Source organism: Mesorhizobium sp. WSM4842 (assembly GCF_055901575.1).
In genome coordinates, this window is sequence record NZ_CM148372.1 from 5,728,821 (window position 1) to 5,748,029 (window position 19,209).

Annotated in this window: 16 protein-coding genes; 8 read left to right on the forward strand and 8 right to left on the reverse strand. The window is 59.4% G+C overall.

Going from position 1 to position 19,209, the window contains the following annotated elements; all coding sequences use genetic code 11:
• Window positions 1-16 precede the first annotated feature (16 nt).
• Genes AC0NIE_RS27880 through AC0NIE_RS27895 form a run of 4 tightly spaced genes read left to right on the forward strand, consistent with a single transcriptional unit; the run spans window position 17 to window position 4,351 of the window.
• On the forward strand, window positions 17-328 hold the full coding sequence (locus AC0NIE_RS27880; RefSeq protein WP_244602868.1) for a tetratricopeptide repeat protein: 312 nt from the start codon (window positions 17-19) through the stop codon (window positions 326-328).
• Entirely contained in the window at window positions 325-2,484 is a 2,160-nt protein-coding gene (gene sctV, locus AC0NIE_RS27885; RefSeq protein ID WP_473484956.1) for a type III secretion system export apparatus subunit SctV, read from the forward strand. Before AC0NIE_RS27880 ends, sctV begins: the two co-directional genes overlap by 4 nt.
• 57 nt (window positions 2,485-2,541) lie before the next feature.
• Window positions 2,542-3,891 carry a type II and III secretion system protein family protein gene (locus AC0NIE_RS27890; protein WP_473484954.1) on the forward strand — a complete coding sequence of 450 codons (1,350 nt, stop codon included), beginning with the start codon at window positions 2,542-2,544 and terminating at the stop codon, window positions 3,889-3,891.
• A 13-nt stretch (window positions 3,892-3,904) separates the two neighbouring features.
• Window positions 3,905-4,351, forward strand: coding sequence for a hypothetical protein (locus AC0NIE_RS27895; protein ID WP_473484952.1), 447 nt, complete (start codon window positions 3,905-3,907; stop codon window positions 4,349-4,351).
• A gap of 94 nt (window positions 4,352-4,445) precedes the next feature.
• On the opposite strand, the gene AC0NIE_RS27900 is transcribed toward AC0NIE_RS27895, so the two are convergent.
• Window positions 4,446-5,249: a tetratricopeptide repeat protein gene (locus tag AC0NIE_RS27900; RefSeq protein ID WP_473484950.1), complete on the reverse strand. Its 804-nt coding sequence runs from the start codon at window positions 5,247-5,249 to the stop codon at window positions 4,446-4,448.
• An 84-nt stretch (window positions 5,250-5,333) separates the two neighbouring features.
• On the opposite strand from AC0NIE_RS27900, the gene AC0NIE_RS27905 reads away from it, so the two are divergent.
• Complete coding sequence (locus AC0NIE_RS27905) at window positions 5,334-6,374, forward strand: EscU/YscU/HrcU family type III secretion system export apparatus switch protein (protein ID WP_473484948.1); 1,041 nt, start codon at window positions 5,334-5,336, stop codon at window positions 6,372-6,374.
• A gap of 59 nt (window positions 6,375-6,433) precedes the next feature.
• Here the strand turns inward: AC0NIE_RS27905 and AC0NIE_RS27910 are convergent, their stop codons facing one another.
• The 3 genes from AC0NIE_RS27910 to AC0NIE_RS27920 form a co-directional block, all read right to left on the reverse strand.
• Entirely contained in the window at window positions 6,434-7,777 is a 1,344-nt protein-coding gene (locus AC0NIE_RS27910) for an SGNH/GDSL hydrolase family protein (RefSeq protein WP_473484946.1), read from the reverse strand.
• A gap of 148 nt (window positions 7,778-7,925) precedes the next feature.
• Window positions 7,926-8,204, reverse strand: a complete 279-nt coding sequence (locus AC0NIE_RS27915) for a DCC1-like thiol-disulfide oxidoreductase family protein (RefSeq protein WP_473484944.1) — start codon at window positions 8,202-8,204, stop codon at window positions 7,926-7,928.
• Window positions 8,191-9,912 carry a hypothetical protein gene (locus AC0NIE_RS27920; RefSeq protein ID WP_473484942.1) on the reverse strand — a complete coding sequence of 574 codons (1,722 nt, stop codon included), beginning with the start codon at window positions 9,910-9,912 and terminating at the stop codon, window positions 8,191-8,193. The genes AC0NIE_RS27915 and AC0NIE_RS27920 overlap by 14 nt, the downstream gene beginning before the upstream one ends.
• Before the next feature lie 482 nt (window positions 9,913-10,394).
• Between AC0NIE_RS27920 and AC0NIE_RS27925 the strand changes: the two genes are divergently transcribed.
• Both AC0NIE_RS27925 and AC0NIE_RS27930 read left to right on the forward strand, forming a co-directional pair.
• A complete protein-coding gene (locus AC0NIE_RS27925) occupies window positions 10,395-10,775 on the forward strand; it encodes a hypothetical protein (RefSeq protein ID WP_473484940.1) in 381 nt (126 codons plus the stop codon).
• 43 nt (window positions 10,776-10,818) lie between these two features.
• A complete protein-coding gene (locus tag AC0NIE_RS27930) occupies window positions 10,819-12,969 on the forward strand; it encodes a GDSL-type esterase/lipase family protein (RefSeq protein ID WP_473484938.1) in 2,151 nt (716 codons plus the stop codon).
• A gap of 93 nt (window positions 12,970-13,062) precedes the next feature.
• Here the strand turns inward: AC0NIE_RS27930 and AC0NIE_RS27935 are convergent, their stop codons facing one another.
• The 3 genes from AC0NIE_RS27935 to AC0NIE_RS27945 form a co-directional block, all read right to left on the reverse strand.
• The gene (locus AC0NIE_RS27935; protein ID WP_473484936.1) at window positions 13,063-14,034 is read right to left on the reverse strand and encodes a Vgb family protein; all 972 of its coding nucleotides are present in this window, start codon (window positions 14,032-14,034) and stop codon (window positions 13,063-13,065) included.
• A gap of 251 nt (window positions 14,035-14,285) precedes the next feature.
• The gene (locus AC0NIE_RS27940) at window positions 14,286-14,579 is read right to left on the reverse strand and encodes a hypothetical protein (RefSeq protein ID WP_473484934.1); all 294 of its coding nucleotides are present in this window, start codon (window positions 14,577-14,579) and stop codon (window positions 14,286-14,288) included.
• A gap of 525 nt (window positions 14,580-15,104) precedes the next feature.
• Complete coding sequence (locus tag AC0NIE_RS27945) at window positions 15,105-15,827, reverse strand: Crp/Fnr family transcriptional regulator (RefSeq protein WP_473484932.1); 723 nt, start codon at window positions 15,825-15,827, stop codon at window positions 15,105-15,107.
• 394 nt (window positions 15,828-16,221) lie between these two features.
• On the opposite strand from AC0NIE_RS27945, the gene AC0NIE_RS27950 reads away from it, so the two are divergent.
• Window positions 16,222-17,589: an exopolysaccharide biosynthesis polyprenyl glycosylphosphotransferase gene (locus AC0NIE_RS27950; protein ID WP_473484930.1), complete on the forward strand. Its 1,368-nt coding sequence runs from the start codon at window positions 16,222-16,224 to the stop codon at window positions 17,587-17,589.
• A 378-nt stretch (window positions 17,590-17,967) separates the two neighbouring features.
• Here the strand turns inward: AC0NIE_RS27950 and AC0NIE_RS27955 are convergent, their stop codons facing one another.
• Window positions 17,968-19,119 (reverse strand): glycosyltransferase, encoded by a 1,152-nt coding sequence (locus AC0NIE_RS27955; protein ID WP_473484928.1) that lies wholly within the window; start codon window positions 19,117-19,119, stop codon window positions 17,968-17,970.
• Window positions 19,120-19,209 lie beyond the last annotated feature (90 nt).

The window sequence follows — 19,209 nt, forward strand, 5'->3', positions numbered from 1 at the left end:
CGATCCGCGTGACACAGTGCATCTGCTGCATGTCCTGGGCTATCTCTACGGCTGTCACGGGCAGGCAAAGCGGGGCGCGGCATACCTGCTTATCGCCGCACAGCTGTCGCCGGGAAATGCCGGCGTCCTGCGGACACTGGCGCATCTGCTCATACTCGATGGCGAAGCGGACAAAGCGCTTGCAACAATTGCCAGGCTGGAGACGCTGGAGGGAATGGACCACCCGACGCTAGCGCTGCTGAAGAGCCGCGCGTTGCTTGTGGCCGGCCGCAGGGCCGAGGCGCACAATGCCTTGCGAAGCTTCCTATCGCATCGAGCCGCCGAATGACGGTGTCGGAGCGATTTCTGCACTTCCTTGCCAAGCTGTCCCGCCGCAGCGATCTGGTCATTGCCGTCCTGATGCTCGTCGCAGTGGTGATGATGCTCATCCCCTTGCCGACCTTCCTCGTCGACATTCTCATCACTGCCAATATCGCCGTCAGCGTGCTTATCCTGCTGGCTTCGTTTTACGTTTCTCATCCGCTCCAGTTCTCGTCGCTGCCGTCGGTCATCCTCATCGCTACCCTGTTCCGGCTGGCGATCACGATCACGACCACGCGACTGATCCTGCTTCAGGCCGAAGCAGGCGAGATCGTTTCCGCCTTCGGTACTTTCGTCGTCGGCGGCAGTATTGCGGTGGGCCTCGTCGTCTTCCTGATCATCACCGTCGCGCAGTTCATCGTGGTTGCGCGGGGTGCGGAACGCGTTGCCGAGGTTGCCGCGCGCTTCACCCTTGATGCGCTTCCGGGCAAGCAGATGAGCATCGATGCGGAGTTGCGCAACGGAGACATCGACCAGGCGGAGGCACGCCGTCTGCGCCAGCAGCTTGAGCGCGAGAGCCAGCTGTTCGGCGCGATGGACGGCGCCATGAAATTCGTCAAAGGCGACGTCATAGCCGGCATTGTCATCATTCTGGTCAACCTGATTGGTGGTTTCGCGATCGGAACGCTGCAGCACGATATGTCGCTGGGAGACGCCGCCGCGACCTACTCGCTGCTCACCGTGGGTGACGGGCTGGTCGCGCAGATACCGGCGCTGCTCGTCGCCGTGGCCGCCGGCACGATGGTGACGCGCGTCGGCAGCGCCGACGGCACGAGCGACCTTGGCAGGCAAATAACCAGCCAGTTGCTGCGGGACTCCCGCGCTCTCGCGCTCGCGGCAGTGATCATGGTCGGCCTTGCCATAGTGCCGGGGTTTCCGTCCATTGTATTCCTGATCCTTGGCGCCTGCTTCGGCGCGGGCGCCTATGCAATCAATCGCCGCACCGCCCGGGAGTCTGAGATCAAAGACATCGGCCAGGCAGGCATGGCCGAACAACCGGGAAATCCGGCGCTTTCAGCAAACCCCATCGAAACACTGCCTTCTTCGTACCGCATCGTCGTACGCTTCGGAACCGAACTCGGACGCTCAATCCCGGAACCCGAATTCGCCGCGCTCGCCGACGGCGTGCGCCGCGAACTCTTCGGCGATCTCGGTGTCGACGTTCCCGCTATCGGCCTGCAGGTCGACGAGATGCTTTCAGCGCGAGGCATGCGCATCGATCTGGAGGGGGCACCCATCCTGGATGCCGAAATCCCCGCCGACCGCGTTCTTGTCGAAGCGGACCCAACGAATCTCGATCTGCTCGATGTGACTTACGAAAAAGGTTCTCAGATTGCCGGTCAGCGCAAATTCATGTGGGTCGATGATCGCCACATTTCGGCATTGAAGGAAGCCGGCTTCGTCTTCTCCACACCGGCGCATACAGCGGCCAAATGGACCGGAAATGCACTTCGGCTCTATGCTGGCCATTTCGTCGGGATCCAGGAGACCCGCAGGCTCCTGTCGGAGATGGAGCCGGAATATGCGGATCTGGTCAGACAGGCGCAGGAGATCGTGCCGCTGCAGAAAATCGCTGAGGTGCTTCGGCGACTCGTCGGCGAAAACGTGCCGATCCGCAACCTGCGCCTGATCCTCGAAGCGCTGATCGAATGGGGTCAACGCGAACAGGACGTCGTCCTGCTTACGGAATGCATCCGCACGTCCTTGAAACGCCAGATCAGCTTCCGCTTCGCTGGCCGCAGCAACATCATCGCAGCCTATGTTCTGCAGCGCTCGGCCGAGGATATCCTGCGAAACGCGGTGCAAAGCACATCGACCGGCACGTTCCTGAACCTTTCGGATAACGCTGCGCAGGCTTTGGTCACCGAAATCGAACGCGCCTTGTCGCAGCACGCCACCGATGTCTCACCGATCGTCCTTGCGGCGATGGATATACGCCGTCACATGCGAAGCCTGCTCACGCACAATGCCATTGAACTCCCGGTTCTGTCCTTCCAGGAACTCGCACAGGAATTCAACGTCCAGCCATTGGCCACGATAGCCGGGCGCTCGAGCATGGCACGCAATGCCTCGCAGTCGCTGCCATCGGCTGCGGCGAAAGCCGGACAAGAGGCAGCCTCATGACGCCGGCCGGACGGATAGGGACAGTTGGGGGAACTACATGCTCAAGAGGGGAACGGCATGACAATCCACGATACCGCAGCAGGCGTTCGATCCGCCAGTTTCGCCGGGCGGATGCGCTGGCTCGCTATCGCGACGGTTGGCGTCTTGCTGGCGCTTTTGTTCACACTTGCCGACACGATGGCACAGGACATGTCGCCATTGCCGAGCAAGCCAACGGTCGACCTGCCGGTCGGGCAAGGACGCCTGCTGCGCTTCAATGAACCCGTCGAATCCGTCCTGATCGCGGACACCACGATCGCGGACCTTCAGGTCGTGTCGCCGGGAATGGTCTATGTCTTCGGCCTAAAGCCCGGCCTGACCAACCTCATTGCAATCACAGCCGATGAGCGGGTCGAGGCAACGGCCCAGTTCCGCGTCACCCCCGATGTCACGCCTGCCAACGAAGCGAAAGACGCAATGCAGCCGAACTCGGCGACAAATCTCTCCATTTTCGGAACCCGCATTGTTGCGACCGGCGAGGCACGAGGCGTCGAAGAGGCAACGGATGTCGACAACATCGCCCGTACGTTCTCGCCGCCGGATCAGCCGCCGCTGAACGACATGACCGTGCAGGGGTCGCAGCAGGTCAACATCCGGGTCCGCTTCGCCGAAGTCTCACGCACTGAACTGCAGTCGTACGGCGTCGATTGGTCTGTCGGGTACAGGAGCGGCGGTTTCGAATTCAACATGTTCCAGGACAATGGTGTGCCCTCCGGCACCGGTAATTTCGGTTTGAACATGGACCAGACGCATGGCATCAACTTCGACATTCTCATCGAAGCGCTGCAACGCAACGGCATCGTCAAGATACTGGCCGAACCGAACCTGACGGCGATGACCGGTCAGACCGCAAGCTTTCTTGCCGGCGGCGAAATTCCGGTTCCGATTCCGCAAGGAACTGACGTCGTTACCGTTGAGTACAAGCCCTTCGGCGTTTCCCTCGGGTTCACCCCTACGCTGATCGGCCGCAATCGTATTGCGCTCCATGTCCAGCCGGAAGTCAGTTCCTTGTCGGAAGCAGGCTCAGTAAGCGCCAATGGCTTCGCCATGCCGAGTTTCGTCGTGCGCAGGGCCGACACCACGGTCGAAGTGGCGAGCGGCCAGACCTTTGCGATCGCCGGTCTTTTCCAGCAGCGGACCTCGCGTAATCTGGAAAAGTTTCCGGTTCTCGGCGATGTGCCGGTCCTTGGCCCGCTTTTCCAGTCACAGCGTTTCCAGCGCGAAGAGACGGAACTGGTGATCCTGATCACGCCTTATCTGGTCGAGCCGGTGCGCGACAGTCTCGCCACGCCGCTCGATCGTCCGGCAGCCAAGCGGCACAGGAAGCGCGCCAATGACGCATCGGCGATGGGCCTGATCATCAAGTAGTGGGGAACGGAACATGACATTTCGCATCGCTTTGTGCTCTGTTCTTCCAGCGCTGCTTCTGGTCGGCTGCGCGAACCCGCAACAGTCGCAGGACTATTCTCCCGGCTACAGCTATGTTTCGACCGACACCGGCGGCTCAGAGAAGGGCGTCAGCGGCTCCGTGCTTGCTCCCAATGCATGTCTGAACGAACCGGCCGATGACGACCGTTCTGCCGCTGCGACCGATCTGACGATCGTCTCCGGCGTCGGCTCCCACCTGCCGTCCGGTTGCGCCAACGCCTACAACCTTCAACGCATGGCCGAAAGCCAGCGTGACCTCGTCGAGGGCCGGCGCATGGGGGCGGCGGCGGCCGCACCGACTGCAAATGCCGCCCGGCGCTACCTCAAAGGCGAAGAGGCTCCCATGGGTGGAGCCAATAGCGGGCCGCTGACGCCGCAAACAACGCTCCCGGTCGAGTGAGCCGATGCGGCCTTGCCCGCGGTGCACTACTTTATCCGGTTGTTTTGGCGTCGGGCTCGACCCAAATCGGCTTCGCGCGTTCCGGTTCGCTGCGCTAGCCGAGGATAGAGCCGAGCGCTTTCGCCCTGGCCTGTGTGCTGCCCTTCGACCGGATGGTTCTGGCACGCGCAAGCAAGGTATTCACCTCCTTGGTCGCCAGGCCGATCGGCGGCGAGGCCCTGACCTGATCGGCCTGGCCAAGAAGTCCGTAGACCACCACGACGTTGCGCTTGTGGTGCAACTGCGCATTGGGTGCGGCGGAGATCTTCTGGACCAGCGGGAGTGCTGTGGTGGAATTGCCTTCGAGCGCCGCGGCCAACGCCATGTTGCTCTCGACGTCGAGATCCCCCGGCGCAAGTTTCAACGCCTGAGCAAAAGTGGTCTGCGCCTCCCCCGTCTGACCGGCGAATGTCTGCGCCACGCCCAACCGATTGTAGGCGCTGCTAGTATTGACCAGCGGCGCGGCCTGCGCGAGCGCGCGCATGCCGGCATCGATATCGCCCGTTTCCATCATCGCCGAGCCAAGCCCGAGCATTGCCCCTCCGTCATTGGGCGCTTTTGCGAGCGCGGCCTGATAGGCTCTGGCCGCCTCGGCGGGATAGCCGGCTCGCATATAGGCCTCGCCCGCCTTGACGAAGGCGCTCGGCTTGGCATCAGGCATCGCTGCCGCGCGCTGATAGAGCGCGATTGCGGTGCCACTGTCTCCCTGCGCATGTATATCGTCCGCAAGCTTGATCAGACGCTCGGATTGCGACGACGGGCCTTGCGCCTTTGCCTGCTCGGTGTCGGTTTTGGTCGTCTGACAACCGGCCGCCGCCAGCATGGCGACGACGGGCAAGAACACGACGTGCAGCCGCATATCCACCTCTCCGTATTCAAGCCCGACGCACCTTACACACGGCCTTGGCCGACTGGAACCACAACAGTGCGATAAGATTGCAACATGGCCGAAGAAGCTGAGGAAAAGAAACTACCGGCGTCCGACAAGAAGCTTCGCGACGCTCGCCGGAAAGGCCAGGTTTCGCAAAGCCGCGACCTGGGCTCCGGCTTCACGCTTTTCGCAGCACTTGGCTATCTTTGTTTTGCCTGGCCAACGCTCGTCGAGCACCTTTCGGAACTCGTGCAGACCGTGACCGCCCCCGGCGATTCGTTCGGGGAAATCAGCCAGCGGGCCATCCGCCATTCGTTGTCATTGCTGATGCTTGCCACTTTGCCGCTCGTCGGAATCGTTGTCGTTCTCGCCGTGGCCTTCGGCATGCTGGGGACGTTCGGGCCGGTCTTCTCGTTTGAGCCGCTCAAGCCGCAATTCGATCACATAAACCCGGCCAAGGGCCTTCAGAAGATCCTGTCGCTGCGCAACGTCATCGAGTTCACCAAAGGCCTGGCCAAGGTGGTATTGCTGGCCAGCCTCTTCGCATTCATTTTGATCGCGTGGCTGCAGCCGCTCTTCGATGCTCCAGGATGCGCTCCGTCATGCCTGGAGCCGATCATCAAGGCGGTGCTGACACCACTTGGAATTGCCGCCGCCCTGGCCTTTGTCGTCATCGGCGTGATCGATGTTCCCATTCAGCGCTGGCTGTTCCTGCGCGACATGCGCATGACGACAACTGAATACAAGCGCGAACACAAGGACCTCGAAGGCGACCCGTTGATTCGGCATGAACAGCAGCGACAGCGGCGTGAGACCGTGATGCAACCTGCGAAGCTGGGCGTGAAAAACGCGGTCATCGTCTTCGTGGCTGGCGACCGCGCAGTGGCGTTGCGTTACGTCAAGGGTGAAACGCCGGTGCCGACGGTCGTCGGCAAGGGCCAGCGCCGAGCGGCCGACGAGATGATGGCTCAAGCACGCCAGGCAGGTATTCCCGTGGTCGAGGATGCGGCCGTCGCCAGCCCACTCTTCGAAAATACGAACACCGGAGCTTACATCGGTCAGGAAATGTTCTCACCGGTCGTACGCCATCTTGTCCGGCTCGGGCTCACTTGAGGCATGCTCGAACCGACCTTGCCGCAATGCCTAAGCAGGGCGGCAAGGTCAGCAGCGACCTATTTGGCTGGACCCAAAAGGACGTCGAGATCGACCGCGTCCGCCATCGCCTTGTATCCAGCGTCGTTGGGATGGAGGTTATCGCCGCAGTCGTAGCCGTCGCGCAGGTATCCAGGCTTGGCCGGGTCTTCCATCACCTTGTCGAAGTCGATCACGCCATCGAAGCCACCGCCGGTGCGGATCCATTCGTTCACAGCGACGCGTATCTTTTCCTTCTCGGGTGTGTAGTAACCCTCGGTAGGAAGCCCTTTGAAGGTGTCGGCGAAAGGAGTCAACGTCGCGCCGACAATGCGTACGCCATGGGCATGCGCGCGGTCGATGAGCTGTTTGTATCCGGTGATAATCTCTTCGGCGGTCGGTTGCTTGTCGTCCGGCGTAATTGCATTTTCGCCGGGCCAGCCGATATCGTTGATGCCCATCATTACGACGACGGTCGAGACTTTGGGATGGCTCAGGATATCAGAATCGAAACGTGCCAGAGCATTGACACCCATACCGTCGGTCAACACCCGATTGCCCGAAAAAGCTTCGTTAACCACCGCGACCTTGCGGTTGGCCTCCTGCAATCGCCTGGCGATATGGTCTGGCCAGCGATTGTTGGCGTCGGGAGTCGAGCAATTTCCATCCGTGATGGAATCCCCGAAAAACACGATCGCCTGCGATTCCGGTGCGGCGTCAACCCATATATCGCTCAGAAAAAGGCGCGATTTGAGCGTGCTGTCAGCCTTGAACGCTGCGTCGTTTGTGAAATTGCCCGGGCCGGAGATATAGGCGGTTTGCACACCGTCCCAATGCACCGACGAGAGCGCCGTCTTCTTCGGCAGGAAGATGCTGACCGAGATTTCGGAAAGCGCTTCTGCCGGGAGGGCGACGGGGTCGCTGAGGATCGGGGCTCCCGGCGGAACGACCACAGAACTCTTGCCGCCCCAGGTGATGGGCTTCAGCGTCGCCTGATCGACGTCGCCGTCCTTGCCTGCTATTCCCACGCTGCCGGCGCCGATAGTCAGCGGCTTGTCGCCGAAAGCATTCGATAGGACGACCCGGACGCTATTGCCGCCAACGCTGATGCGGGCAACTTGGCGGACGGTCTGATTCTCCAATACCTCCGGCACTCCGAAAGGCGCAGGAAGATCATCCGACCAGCGCGGAGCCGGTGTGGCAGCCCAAGTGGTGATCCAGGCTCCCGTTTCGGTGCCTTGTGCCGAAAAACCTGCGATCGCTGAACCGGCCGCCACAGCCGCACATATCAGGATAGTCTGACGCAGACGCCGTTTCCTTCCTGCTGCGGCAGAAAGCGCCGATGAAACCTTACCTGCAAAATTAAAACACCTATCGAGCCGCATTTTTATCTCCTCCTCGAGACATGCTGGTAATGCCGCCGCCCACCCTTATTATTATGACGGGCTGTACAGGGAAAGAAATTGAACTTCCGTTGCGATCTTGGACCAGCGTCAGGAGCAAGGATTGCGAGAGTGGAAACTGGGTGCTGCCTTATAGTCGGAACTCGCGCACTAAACGTCCGCTGTTGGCTCTGTGCTCGTCGCCGCCGACCGATTCAAACGGCAAGGTTGCACGCATCTCGGCCATGCCGTCGTCGAGATCAAAACGGTCGCGCGCCTCCAGAGCCTTTGGATCACTGGACCGGGCATCGATCAGTCGAACATGTCCGAAGGCCTGACGAAGCCTGACCATCTTGACGTACTGGCTGCAGAACGGGCATTCGCCGTCATAAACGATCGCGACGCCCTCTCCGGATTCACTGGCGGACATCGATTCTGGGCCCCAGTGTCTGGGTCATGAGCCGCCGCATAACCTTGCCGTCTGCGACATCCAGGCAGACGGTTTCGACCAGGTATCGATACGCCACGATGTCGCGAGGCTCCAGCGCCTCAAAAGCGCGGTGCAGGAACGGCATGGAATAATGATGGTGTGGATAGAAGTTGTAACTGACCGCAACAGTCGAGTTCGCCAAGTTCGCGGCGCGATTGTGCTGCCCAAGAATAAACGGCGCCGGGCGGGTCGCATCGTAGTCAGGCGGCGTGATTGGCAGTTCGACTGGATAGGCACACTCTTTGGTAAGCTTCATGACCTCATAGTTGGACGAGGCAACGTCCGACGACTTTGGCTGCACCTGCCTGATCCCGATCTGGCCCCAAGCTGAGGTCGGAACGTGGCCGGATTCACGACGATATTCCTGATAGCCGAAGTGACGGCCATAGAGCAGATAGGAGGCGTCGCGGAAAAAGCTCGGTGCGACCCGCACCCAGTCACCTTCCTTCGTCAGCGCCTCGAAATGTGCTTGCCGGATTTGCCTTGAATCGTACCAGCCGAGCCGCGCGTTATAAAAGACCGCGTGGCCGAATATCGTGACAACAATCCCGGTTACGACGGCAATTGTTGAAAACGAATTTTCCTTCATTCTCGTCAGGGCCGCGACGATCAGACTGTTCAAGATGATCCAGTGCAGAAAAAGAGCGCCGCTCAGAAGGAAGATCCCGATATGCATGAGATCGAAGAACGCGGTCAGGCCGATGAGCCATCGCCGGCGCAAAAACGCGAGAAAGCATAGAAGCTGCGCAGCAAGGATAACGACATTCATCGGAATCTGGACCGCCCTGACTGCTTCATAAGCATGAGCGAGCAAGGATTCGGAAAAGCCCAACGGGGCCGCGCCTAACCCGTACCCGGCCAGCATTATAGAACTGGTCGGGTTCTCCAGGACCCAGCTCATCGGCCCTCCGTCAAGCGTGACCTTGGCCATCCCGGACATGAAGTAGTTGCCAAAATGGGCGCCGATCCCGGCAAGCAGCAATATGCCGGCAGCTTGGGCCGCGAACTCCCTGGTTCCGAGTTCGTTAAGGCTGGGCAGGTTCCTGGTGAAGAGCTTCAGCCGGCTCAAACTCTGCAGCAGGCCAAGGGCCAACAGGCCACAGGCCAGGAAGAGACCGACCTCAATCAAGGGCGCATAGTCGTTGCGGCCCAGTTCCGCTGCACCGGAAACTGCCCGTGTGACATCCTTGTGAAAGGCGAAATAGACCATCGGGAAAATGGCAAAGGATGGCCGCAGGATCGAAAAAACGGCCGCCGCTAGCGCGATCAGGCGAGAATAGATGAGTACATTGCCCAACGCGTCGGCACGAGCTGCGTCGGCAATGCCGAGTTCGTCTCCAAGCCCGAAGCTGAAGAGACCCAGCGTTATCGCCAGGCCAACGACGATAATTCGCGCAGCCCGCGCCTCGGCGGGATAGCGCACGAATGCAAAAAGGCAGCAAAGTAGAGCCAACCCGATGGCGCTTGCCGTGGCGAGGGCAGGATCGTGCCACGCCACGCGGGATGCCGCGTTCTCGTACAACAGGATCGGAACGAGCCCGCACAGGAACGGGAAAAAAAGAAAGGCTGCAAGGACATAACGCTCAACGGGTGAACGCTCGATGCCGACTGACGGCCAACGCCGGGCGCTGCCCGCTCCGATGCTCATACCATGCTTCTCCCGTCTTCCGGAATTTTCGCCTCACCTATTCGGTTTCGGTGCTCACCTTTCCGGTGACGGGATGAGCCCTCACGCGGCCGCACATTGCGGTCGGGATATTGCTGCACTGCAACAGGACGCTACTACAACCTAAACGCACAGGCAACGACGAAAGTTCAAGATGCCGCCTGGCTCAATGCGCGCGCGCAATTGCACCAATTGTCGATAAATGCCCGCGTTAAATCGCCGATCTGTCGCAATTTAGTATAATAACAGCAACAGCGATCGCCCAGCCCTCGTCACCATGCCCGGTGTCGAGCCAGGGTATTGGAGGCTCAAAAAAATGTTGCATAACTACCCAAAGTAGTGGCAAATATTATGTTGCAGTGCCTAAGAGTGCGATGCAACATTGAATTTGTCTCGCTGACCTGCAGGAAACCGATCGCATCGGCGTCAGGTGCAGGTATCAGTGGCTGCAGAGGCCATAAACAATGGTACTCGATATCCGAGGCAAACAGGTCGGCGACGAGCACTATGATATCGTCGTGATCGGCGCTGGCTTCGATTCAGCGTTTTTCCTGCAGCAACTCGTCAGACGGAGGAAAGCTCGCGTTCCCGTCCTCGAATGGGGGCGCCACAACACGCATGATTGTCAGCTCGAACGCGGCGTAAACAGCAATATCCGAGACGAGGACACCTACTCCGGCAGACCGTGGAATTACACGATCGGCCTGAAAGGCGGAACCAACTGCGGGTTCGGGCAGATGCCGCCGTTCCATACTAACGATTTCAGGCTGAAAGGCCTCTGCGGCATCGGTCTCGACTGGCCGATCAGCTGTGACGATCTCGAGCCTTTCTGCTGCGCGGCCTAGGCGGTGATGCCCGCGAGAAGCTTTGCCAGGTGGAGAAAACACTATGACGGTGTTCTATGATAGCAGCCGTCCAGACGCTTTCGCCGGCGGTGCCGGTTCGGACGCAGTCACTTACGGCGCTTCGTCCCGTGGAGTCATCGCCGATTTGGCTTCCGGTCATGCTTACAAGTTGCTGTCGATACTGCCGCTGGGCGATTCCATTACATATGGAGTGATCGCGAGCTCTTCCGATACCGAAAGCGGCGGATATCGGAAGTTTATGCTGGAACAGTTGGGCGCACTCAATGTGAAGATCGACTTCGTCGGTTCCTCGTCCAACGGCCCCGCCACCATGGGCGATCGGGATCACGAAGGCCATCGCAACTGGACGCTCAATCAACTGAACGGCATCGACAACGATGTTGTGGCAGCTACGAAACCCGACGCCGTGCTGCTGATCGCCGGAACAAATGACAGCTCGACCGATAGCGTGCCAACGATGCTGCAGGATCTGCGCACCCTTTTGCTCAGCCTGACCTCCAGCGATCCCGCTTTAACCGTCTTCGTCGGATCCTTGCCTCCCGTTCGCGTCGGCCAACAGTCACAAGCGCGTGCAGACCGTGTCGATGCGTATAACGATGCAATGCCCGGCCTGATCTCTGAACTGGCCGCCCAAGGGCATAAGGTCATCTTTGTCGACATGCGTGATCTGACGCCGGATGACATCACAGCACCGCCGCTTGACAGCGGACTGCATCCGACTGCCGATGGCTATGCGAAAATCGCCGCGCACTGGATAGATGCCCTGGAGGAACACTTCAGGCTGGACGGGACCGGCATCGGAAGAGACCGCGATACCTTCACCGGCATTGAAAATCTTACAGGGTCTTCCTTTGCCGACCAACTCGGCGGAAACGAGGGAGCCAACGTGCTGGATGGGCTGGCGGGCGATGATTTGCTGGAGGGCCGCGGCGGCTCCGACCAGCTCATCGGCGGGGTCGGCGCCGACACGCTTGTCGGCGGCGCGGGTGATGACGTCTACTATGTCGACAACGCCAGTGACAAAACCATCGAGGCGACCAATGGCGGCATTGACGAGACGCACGCCTATCTAAACTGGACCCTGGCCGACAACATCGAAAACCTCTTCCTGAGGTCGGCTGCCAATCTGGCGGGAAAAGGCAACGGGCTCGCCAACACCATGGTGGGCAACGGCGCAGCGAACACGCTCGAAGGCCTCGGCGGCGCAGATCGGCTGGACGGCCGGGGCGGGTCGGACCGGCTCGTCGGTGGTCTTGGCACCGATATCCTCACCGGTGGAACGGGAAACGACAGCTTCGTCTTCGCCGCCGGCCATGGCCACGACACCGTCACCGACTTCGACCTTTCCGGCGATGATCTCCTGGAGATTTCAGGATACCAAAACTACAGCGAGCTCCGGCAGGTCGGGAGCGACACGCTGGTCGTCTTCTCCGACAGTGACACTGTTCTCCTGAAAGGCGTAACCGGCGCCTCCTTGAGCAGTTCGGATTTCGTCTGGATCGATCCACTCGATGAGCCGCCGCCGGGGTCAATCGTAGGGGACGACGGCAACAATACGCTTACCGGCGGCTCCGGTGCGGACGTCATTTATGGAATGGACGGCAGCGACATCTTGAACGGAAAAGCGGGCGCCGACACGCATGTCGGCGGCGCGGGTGATGACGTCTACTATGTCGACAATGCCGGTGACAAAACCATCGAAGAGACCAATGGCGGCTTCGACGAGACGCATGCTTATACAAATTGGACCCTGGCCGACAACGTCGAAAACCTCTTCCTGAGGTCGGCTGCCAATCTGGCGGGAAAAGGCAACGGGCTCGCCAACACCATGGTGGGCAACGGCGCAGCGAACACGCTCGAAGGCCTCGGCGGCGCGGATCGGCTGGACGGCCGAGGCGGGTCGGACCGGCTCGTCGGTGGTCTTGGCACCTATATCCTCACCGGTGGAACGGGAAACGACAGGTTCGTCTTCGCCGCCGGCCATGGCCACGACACCATCACCGACTTCGACCTTTCTGGCGATGATCTCCTGGAGATTTCAGGATATCAAAACTACAGCGAACTCCGGCAGGTCGGGAGCGACACGCTGGTCGTCTTCTCCGACAGTGACATGCTTTCACTAAACGGTGTCCTCGTTGCAAGCATCTCGAACAGCGATTTTCTCTTCGTGTAGAGCGGCATCTCCCTACGCGATGTCAAAAGACAGTCGCTGACATGCGGTCTCTTCGCGCAATTGCCCTTCGTCGTTGCCTCGACCTCTTTGCTTTTATCTTCCCGTTTCGGTCTCGATCACGACAAGGCGGTCGGTACCAGACTCCGCGCCCCATACCTCGCCGGAGCGACCGTTGATCTGACGCACGTTGGCATTGTCGCGGTCGGACGGGAAGCTCGCGAAGGTCTGCGTTTCCGGGTCGAAGCGGACGATGGCGTTAGCGCTGAAATCGGTGAGCCAGACCTTGTCGCATTCATCGACATAGACGGCATAGGCCTGTGGCTCGCCTCCGGGCAGCTTCCAACTGCGCCAATCATTCGCTGCCGGATCGAAGACGCTAACCTGGCCGGTTCTCCATTCGCTGACCCAGATGCGGCCTTTGGAATCCGACCAGACGCGGCGGGCGCCCTGATCCGCGGTCGGCGGGTCGATTGGGGAAGCCTCGCCGGTCGAAAGATCGATCCGGGCGATGTGGTTGCCGGCGAGCGAGGCGTAGTAGACCTCACCGGACGGTGTGGTCGTGATCCCGTAGGGGCCGCGACCACGGGGCGCGTTCCAAACTTCGACCATGCCGCTCGCCGGATCGAGCTTGCCGTAAATGCCCTCCTGCCCAGTGAACCAGAGCCTCCCGTCCTTGTCGAAGGAACCGGTATTGAGGTTCGCGTAGCCGTGCCCCTCGGGGAGCGGAAAGGCCTTCACCGCTTCCGTCTCAGGATCGACGCGCACGATGGCGTTGAGGCCGCTGTCGGTCACCCAGGCGGCGCCGTCGGGACCAACGATCACGCCGTGCGGCGCCGAGCCGTCGCCAAGGGCGATGTGCTTGACCGCGCCTGTATCAGGATCGAGCCGCCCAAGCGCGCCTTGTCCCTGGGCGGTGTACCATACGGACCCATCCGGCGCCGGAGCGACATCGTGCGGGCCGGCGCCCTCCGGAACGGGATAGTAGCGGACCTCCTCCGAGGCGGCACGCGAGGCCACCGAGCAGAGCAGCGCGGCGAACAGCGCCGACGCAATCGTACGAAACATGGCGAACTCCTCACATCGCGAGTTTCAATTTGCACAGCGAGCGATCCACGATCCTTTTCGCGCCGCTGCGGCGGCCGAGCCGCAGATGCCGAGCTCGCCGTGCCGCTTGCTGATCAAAGTCAGGAGCTAGTGTAGCCCCTGCCCTCGCCCAGGCCTGCAAACCCAGAATCGTCGATAGGCGGTAGCATCGTGGGAAAACGTGGATACGACGACGGATCGCGGCCAAAACCAGACCTGGCATGCGGAAGGCGTCAGCTTTGCCGCAAAAGTGAACGCGCCAACTCTTGCCATTCCTGTTCAAGCGTCAAGGTCGACGGCGCGGCGTCGCAGCGACGATACCAATATTCCGCATTCGATTGATCGCCTTCCTTGCGATGCAGGTAGGCATGCACGCGCATACCCGCAGTATCGTCGCGCAGCTGCGCACGTTCGTGCGCCTTATCCCAATCGCCCTTTGCATCCCACCAAAGCGCCTCCAGGGCTGGACTCAAGCCGGCGGGCGGCTGTGATTTCGCGATCGAATCTCTGAAGGCTTGCAGATCCATTCTTCCCCCGACGTGAGGTAATTGGGCGGCCGATAATAATCCCGGATTCCCCAACAGCAAAGTCGCACCGCGCGCAGCAAGAAGGCGGTGCTCTTTCTGCGTGCCATCGTCCAATCTCGGGGGTACAAAAAAGCGCCGGCGATTACCGGTCGCTCGCGGTAGCTGGCTGGGCGGCCCGTGACGCTAGGCCATAACTCTTTCCCGACGCGTTCCGGCGGCAAGCTGACCGCTTGGGCAAACAGTCGACCCTTAGCTGCTTCATTTCGCAAGCTGCCGAGCCGCATCTGGGCCAGGAGGTTGCGCCGGCCGGTCTGGCGGTGCTCCAACTCCACCGGGAGCCGAGGGTCCTGGGGATGCTCGGGGCTGCGCGAGTGCGTTGCCATCTCGCCGGCAGTGTCCGGTGCGGCGACCTAAGACGCCGACGTAAAGGACTTTACCGAGCGATCCGAGCACGACCGGCACCACTTCCGGTTCATTATCTTCCCGGAGGATGGCGTGGAGATGCCCGAGCACACGGGAAAGGCATCATTGAACGATCAAACGCGAGTAGCCAAGAGCAACAGACTCTAATGCGGTGCGATTGAGAATTGTCAGCGAGCCGTGGTCGTATTGGGTCAGATCCCGCCGTTCCCATTCTCTCAGGCAACGATTCACTTTCGCTCGAGACGCCGGGATCATTGCCGCGAGGTCGGTCTGCGAAATGTGGATGCTCAGAGCTCCATTCACGGTAGCCGTGCTGTGCGGGGTCTCAGTCAATCGCAAGAGCGTGCTCGCCAATCGAATGGATAGGGCACTGGACGCACTGTGGATCACTCGCTCTTGCGCGTCGTGCGTTGCTTGGCATAAGTACGGGATCACCTTCAGTGCGAGATCTGGGTGCTTGTCGAAGACACTAGCCATGAAAGCTGCTTCGATTTGGAGCAAATCGCTGTCCACGACTGACGCAGCGTTCATGTTACTGTGTCGCGCGAGGAACAATCTAGTCAAGTCGAAAGTGTCACCGGGACCGAGATCAGAAAAGATGAATTCTCGGCCGTCTGAGAGGGGAACACTAAGACGAACTTTTCCGTGAATTATGTAGTAAATATAACGCGGTATGTCCCCAAGGTGAGTTAAGACTTTATTCTTTGGAACCCTCCTTAGGATGGCTGCTTTCGCCATTTCACTAAGAGTATCTTGCCCAAATTGCCGAAATAAGCGTATTTTGTTCAGCTGTTTGACCCGAACCTCAGCGCCATTTTCTGCCATGGCTCCCTCTCCCTCCCTGATAGGGTAAGCGCCCCAGCCCCCAAGAGCATTGCCTTGACCACCTCGTTGAACGAGTCCGACCTCCAGTCCGTTCTCGCGCAAAACGCGTCAAGGCAGAAAATATTAGCACATTAGGATACGATAAAATAGCGACTCGTCTGTGCCCGGGGTAACAGCGGCATGTCTCTGAGACATTTAAATCAAATCTAACCGACTGGAAGCCGTTGGGATAACCCCCCTCCTTATGGGATGGCGTGTGCCATGAGCCAAGAAGGAGAAGGGATGCAACAGGATTCGGGGGGTCGTCTTCATGCGGCATGCACCAACCGAGGCGTCGCGTGCGCTCTGGAAGCGGAGCGTAGAGCCGCTACGGCTTCCCGTGGGAGCAGTTTGCGTGTTTCTCGCAACTGCTGATTTCCTCCTTGGACAGACAATACTTCTTGCGTCAATTGAGCTCTACCATAGGGCCTTCGGCGTGAGGCCGCCAGATATCTGGGATTCGATCTGCCTAAGTGTTACCGCCGGTCTGTTGCTGGTCGCATTCATGACCGCCAGGGGCGCCTACACGGTTAGTGGCATCCTGGACGATCACTGCAGGATCAAAACACTCTTCAGCGGCTGGCTGTTTGTTTTCTTTTCAATTCTCTGGCTCGCCTTTCTCACGAAGACGACGTCGACGTTCTCGCGCGGCTCCTTGACGCTGGCGTTTGCGGTCGGATTCCCAATCCTGCTGCCTGGCCACGCGGTTCTAGCGCGTGGGCTGAAACGGCTTCTGGCGGCTGAGAAACTCGTGTTGCGCACAGTTTATCTGTTTTACTCTGGCGTTCCTGGAAAGGAACAGGGGATAATCGGCAAGCTCAGGCAACAGGGCATCGCGGTTTGTGGTGTTTCGAATATCGAGAACGATGATGGCACGACCGCAGCACGATCGGTGCATGCCGCCGTCGCAGCTGCACAGGCTGCATTCCGTAGTGGCTCGTATGGGACAGTTTATCTCTTTTGCTCTTGGGACCAGCGGAAGTTGATCGAACGCATCCTGGAGGAAATGTCCCGCCTCCCCCTGCCGATCTATCTTTTCGCCGACGCCTATATAGATAGAATTCTGGCTGGATGCCCGCTGCACACCGGCTGGCAGCGGGCCTTCGAAGTCCAGCGTGTGCCTTTGAGGCCTGCCGAACGCCTGCTGAAGCGGTTGTTCGACATTGCTGTTGCATCCCTGCTCCTACTGTTCCTGTGTCCGTTGATGGCCTTGGCCGCATGTGCCATAGCGCTCGAGAGCGGTCGCCCTGTGCTGTTCCGGCAGATGCGACGAGGTTTTGGTGGTAAGCCGTTCAATATTTACAAATTCCGATCGATGACGGTGCAGGAGAACGGTACACAAATTCGCCAGGCTCAGCGTAATGATGCGCGGGTTACCCGACTTGGCCGAATATTGCGCCGGTCAAACATCGACGAGCTGCCGCAATTATTCAACGTGCTTCGGGGGGAGATGTCCCTGGTTGGGCCCCGACCTCACGCCGTCGCTCATGACGATACCTATAGTGTGATCATTGCGAGCTATGCTTATCGCCATCATGTAAAACCCGGTTTGACAGGCTGGGCTCAGATCAATGGCTTTCGAGGGGAAACGAAGGAGCTCTGGAGAATGGAAAAACGCGTTGAGCACGACCTCTGGTATATCAAATCCTGGAGCATGCTTCTCGACATTAAGATAATTTGGAAAACTGCTCTACTGATCTTTTCGGATCGTAATGTCTATTGATGTATATAGCAGCTTCTCAGGAAGCTAAATGGATATATGTAGTCCATCTTCCGACCGATTGAACGGATAATTTTGATTCTGATGCTTCGGGCGATCCCGCCGCCAGCGAGTACATCGAGCCTCACAATCGGGTTCGCGCCGGCTCAGTCGCCGGACAGTGGCGCATCTCGCAGGCTAAAGTTAGCACAAATGCGAAAATCAACGCGACGCGGGGAGATGGTCGGAGCAACGCATGACGGAACTTCAGCAAAAAGCCGGCGGCAGTCAGTCGGATCTTGCCATTCAACGGTTCAGGACGGACCACGGGCTCATTGCGGCGAACGGAAAGCAGGCTTGCTTGGCGGCGCAGCCGCCTTCAACAAGAGAAATTGTGCAGTCCTATGAGCTTCCGCTCGACGGCATCCGGCTCTTGATTTCCGCTAGAATGTTGGTTGCGCGTGCGATGCGGCTGTACCTGGCCAGAAAGTCTGCCTTCGCCTGCTGACCAATCTGATCCCGAAGCGCCTTGTTTTCGCGCAGGCGCTGAAGAGCTTTGACCCAGTCGGTTGGGTTGTCTGGCGACACCAGAACGCTGTTGACGCTATCCCTCAAAACTTCTCGTATAACTGACAGGTCGGAGGACACTATGGGTTTGCCATGCGCCATATATTCGAAGAGCTTGAGCGGCGACATTCCCTCAGCGATATTTCGACCGCCGCCCTGGCCCTCTACATCTCTAAGATAGGGCGCGAGTACAACGTCCATTTCGGCCAAGTAGGCAGATGTCGCGGCGTGAGGAACGTAGCCGTGAAACACTGTGTTCGGGCATTTGGCCAGCTTCGATGTCCAATACTCTATATCGCCTGGTGTTCCCCCGACGATGTGAAAAGTCGCCCAGCCGCATCGAGGCGCAATAGCGCTTATTATCTCCATGCCTTTTCCCTTATACAGATGTCCGACATAACCAACCTTGAACGTGCCGCTGAGGCTGCATGGCTCGACATTCGGCGGAACAGGATCCGCGCCATTGGGCGCGATGAGAAATTTTCCCGCATGTTGAGGAAAGAGGCGGATGCTGTCGTCCCGCAGACGTTGCGACGTGACGACCAGCATACGGAATGCATCTAGGCCTATCAGTTTGGCAAGGCGCTGACGCTGACGTCTGCTCAAACTGCCAATCGGGTCGTGAAGCTCAAAAACGGTCGTGAACCCGAAAAGTCCGGCAGAAACAAGCGCTACAGTAGCCGAGCGTGTAAAGACGACATGCGGCCGCAGCCAGACCGCAGCAAGAAGCGCCAACACAGCAAAAAAAAGCTCCCGGCCGGGCACAGGCCAAAAGGGTATAGGGAGAACGCGGAATGGGAACTCGGTACCGAATCCGTATTCGCGCGCGATCTTTTCATAATGATCCCGTGTATTCATGGAGGCGCGTGGAAGCGCTAGTAGGACCTCCGCTCCGGCAACCCGAAATGCATGGCACATCTTTGCGACTTGTACCGCATTGGCGGCCGGCGCCGGGACGCGCGCAGAATGTATGTAGAGAAGCCGCATCCACAAAGCCTTTCTTTCACGCGTCGCGGCTAGTCTAGTTCTTCGCCTCTGAGCCGCAAATTCGGAGACCACGGCCCGGGCAGACGCACC

Coding starts and splice junctions, on each gene's coding strand:
- AC0NIE_RS27925 (WP_473484940.1), top strand. CDS start 10,395: ATGGTACTCGATATCCGAGGCAAACAGGTCGGCGACGAGCACTATGAT.
- AC0NIE_RS27930 (WP_473484938.1), top strand. CDS start 10,819: ATGACGGTGTTCTATGATAGCAGCCGTCCAGACGCTTTCGCCGGCGGT.
- AC0NIE_RS27905 (WP_473484948.1), top strand. CDS start 5,334: ATGGCCGAAGAAGCTGAGGAAAAGAAACTACCGGCGTCCGACAAGAAG.
- AC0NIE_RS27945 (WP_473484932.1), bottom strand. CDS start 15,827: ATGGCAGAAAATGGCGCTGAGGTTCGGGTCAAACAGCTGAACAAAATA.
- AC0NIE_RS27915 (WP_473484944.1), bottom strand. CDS start 8,204: ATGTCCGCCAGTGAATCCGGAGAGGGCGTCGCGATCGTTTATGACGGC.
- AC0NIE_RS27900 (WP_473484950.1), bottom strand. CDS start 5,249: ATGCGGCTGCACGTCGTGTTCTTGCCCGTCGTCGCCATGCTGGCGGCG.
- AC0NIE_RS27890 (WP_473484954.1), top strand. CDS start 2,542: ATGACAATCCACGATACCGCAGCAGGCGTTCGATCCGCCAGTTTCGCC.
- AC0NIE_RS27935 (WP_473484936.1), bottom strand. CDS start 14,034: ATGTTTCGTACGATTGCGTCGGCGCTGTTCGCCGCGCTGCTCTGCTCG.
- sctV (WP_473484956.1), top strand. CDS start 325: ATGACGGTGTCGGAGCGATTTCTGCACTTCCTTGCCAAGCTGTCCCGC.
- AC0NIE_RS27895 (WP_473484952.1), top strand. CDS start 3,905: ATGACATTTCGCATCGCTTTGTGCTCTGTTCTTCCAGCGCTGCTTCTG.
- AC0NIE_RS27955 (WP_473484928.1), bottom strand. CDS start 19,119: ATGCGGCTTCTCTACATACATTCTGCGCGCGTCCCGGCGCCGGCCGCC.
- AC0NIE_RS27910 (WP_473484946.1), bottom strand. CDS start 7,777: ATGCGGCTCGATAGGTGTTTTAATTTTGCAGGTAAGGTTTCATCGGCG.
- AC0NIE_RS27940 (WP_473484934.1), bottom strand. CDS start 14,579: ATGGATCTGCAAGCCTTCAGAGATTCGATCGCGAAATCACAGCCGCCC.
- AC0NIE_RS27920 (WP_473484942.1), bottom strand. CDS start 9,912: ATGAGCATCGGAGCGGGCAGCGCCCGGCGTTGGCCGTCAGTCGGCATC.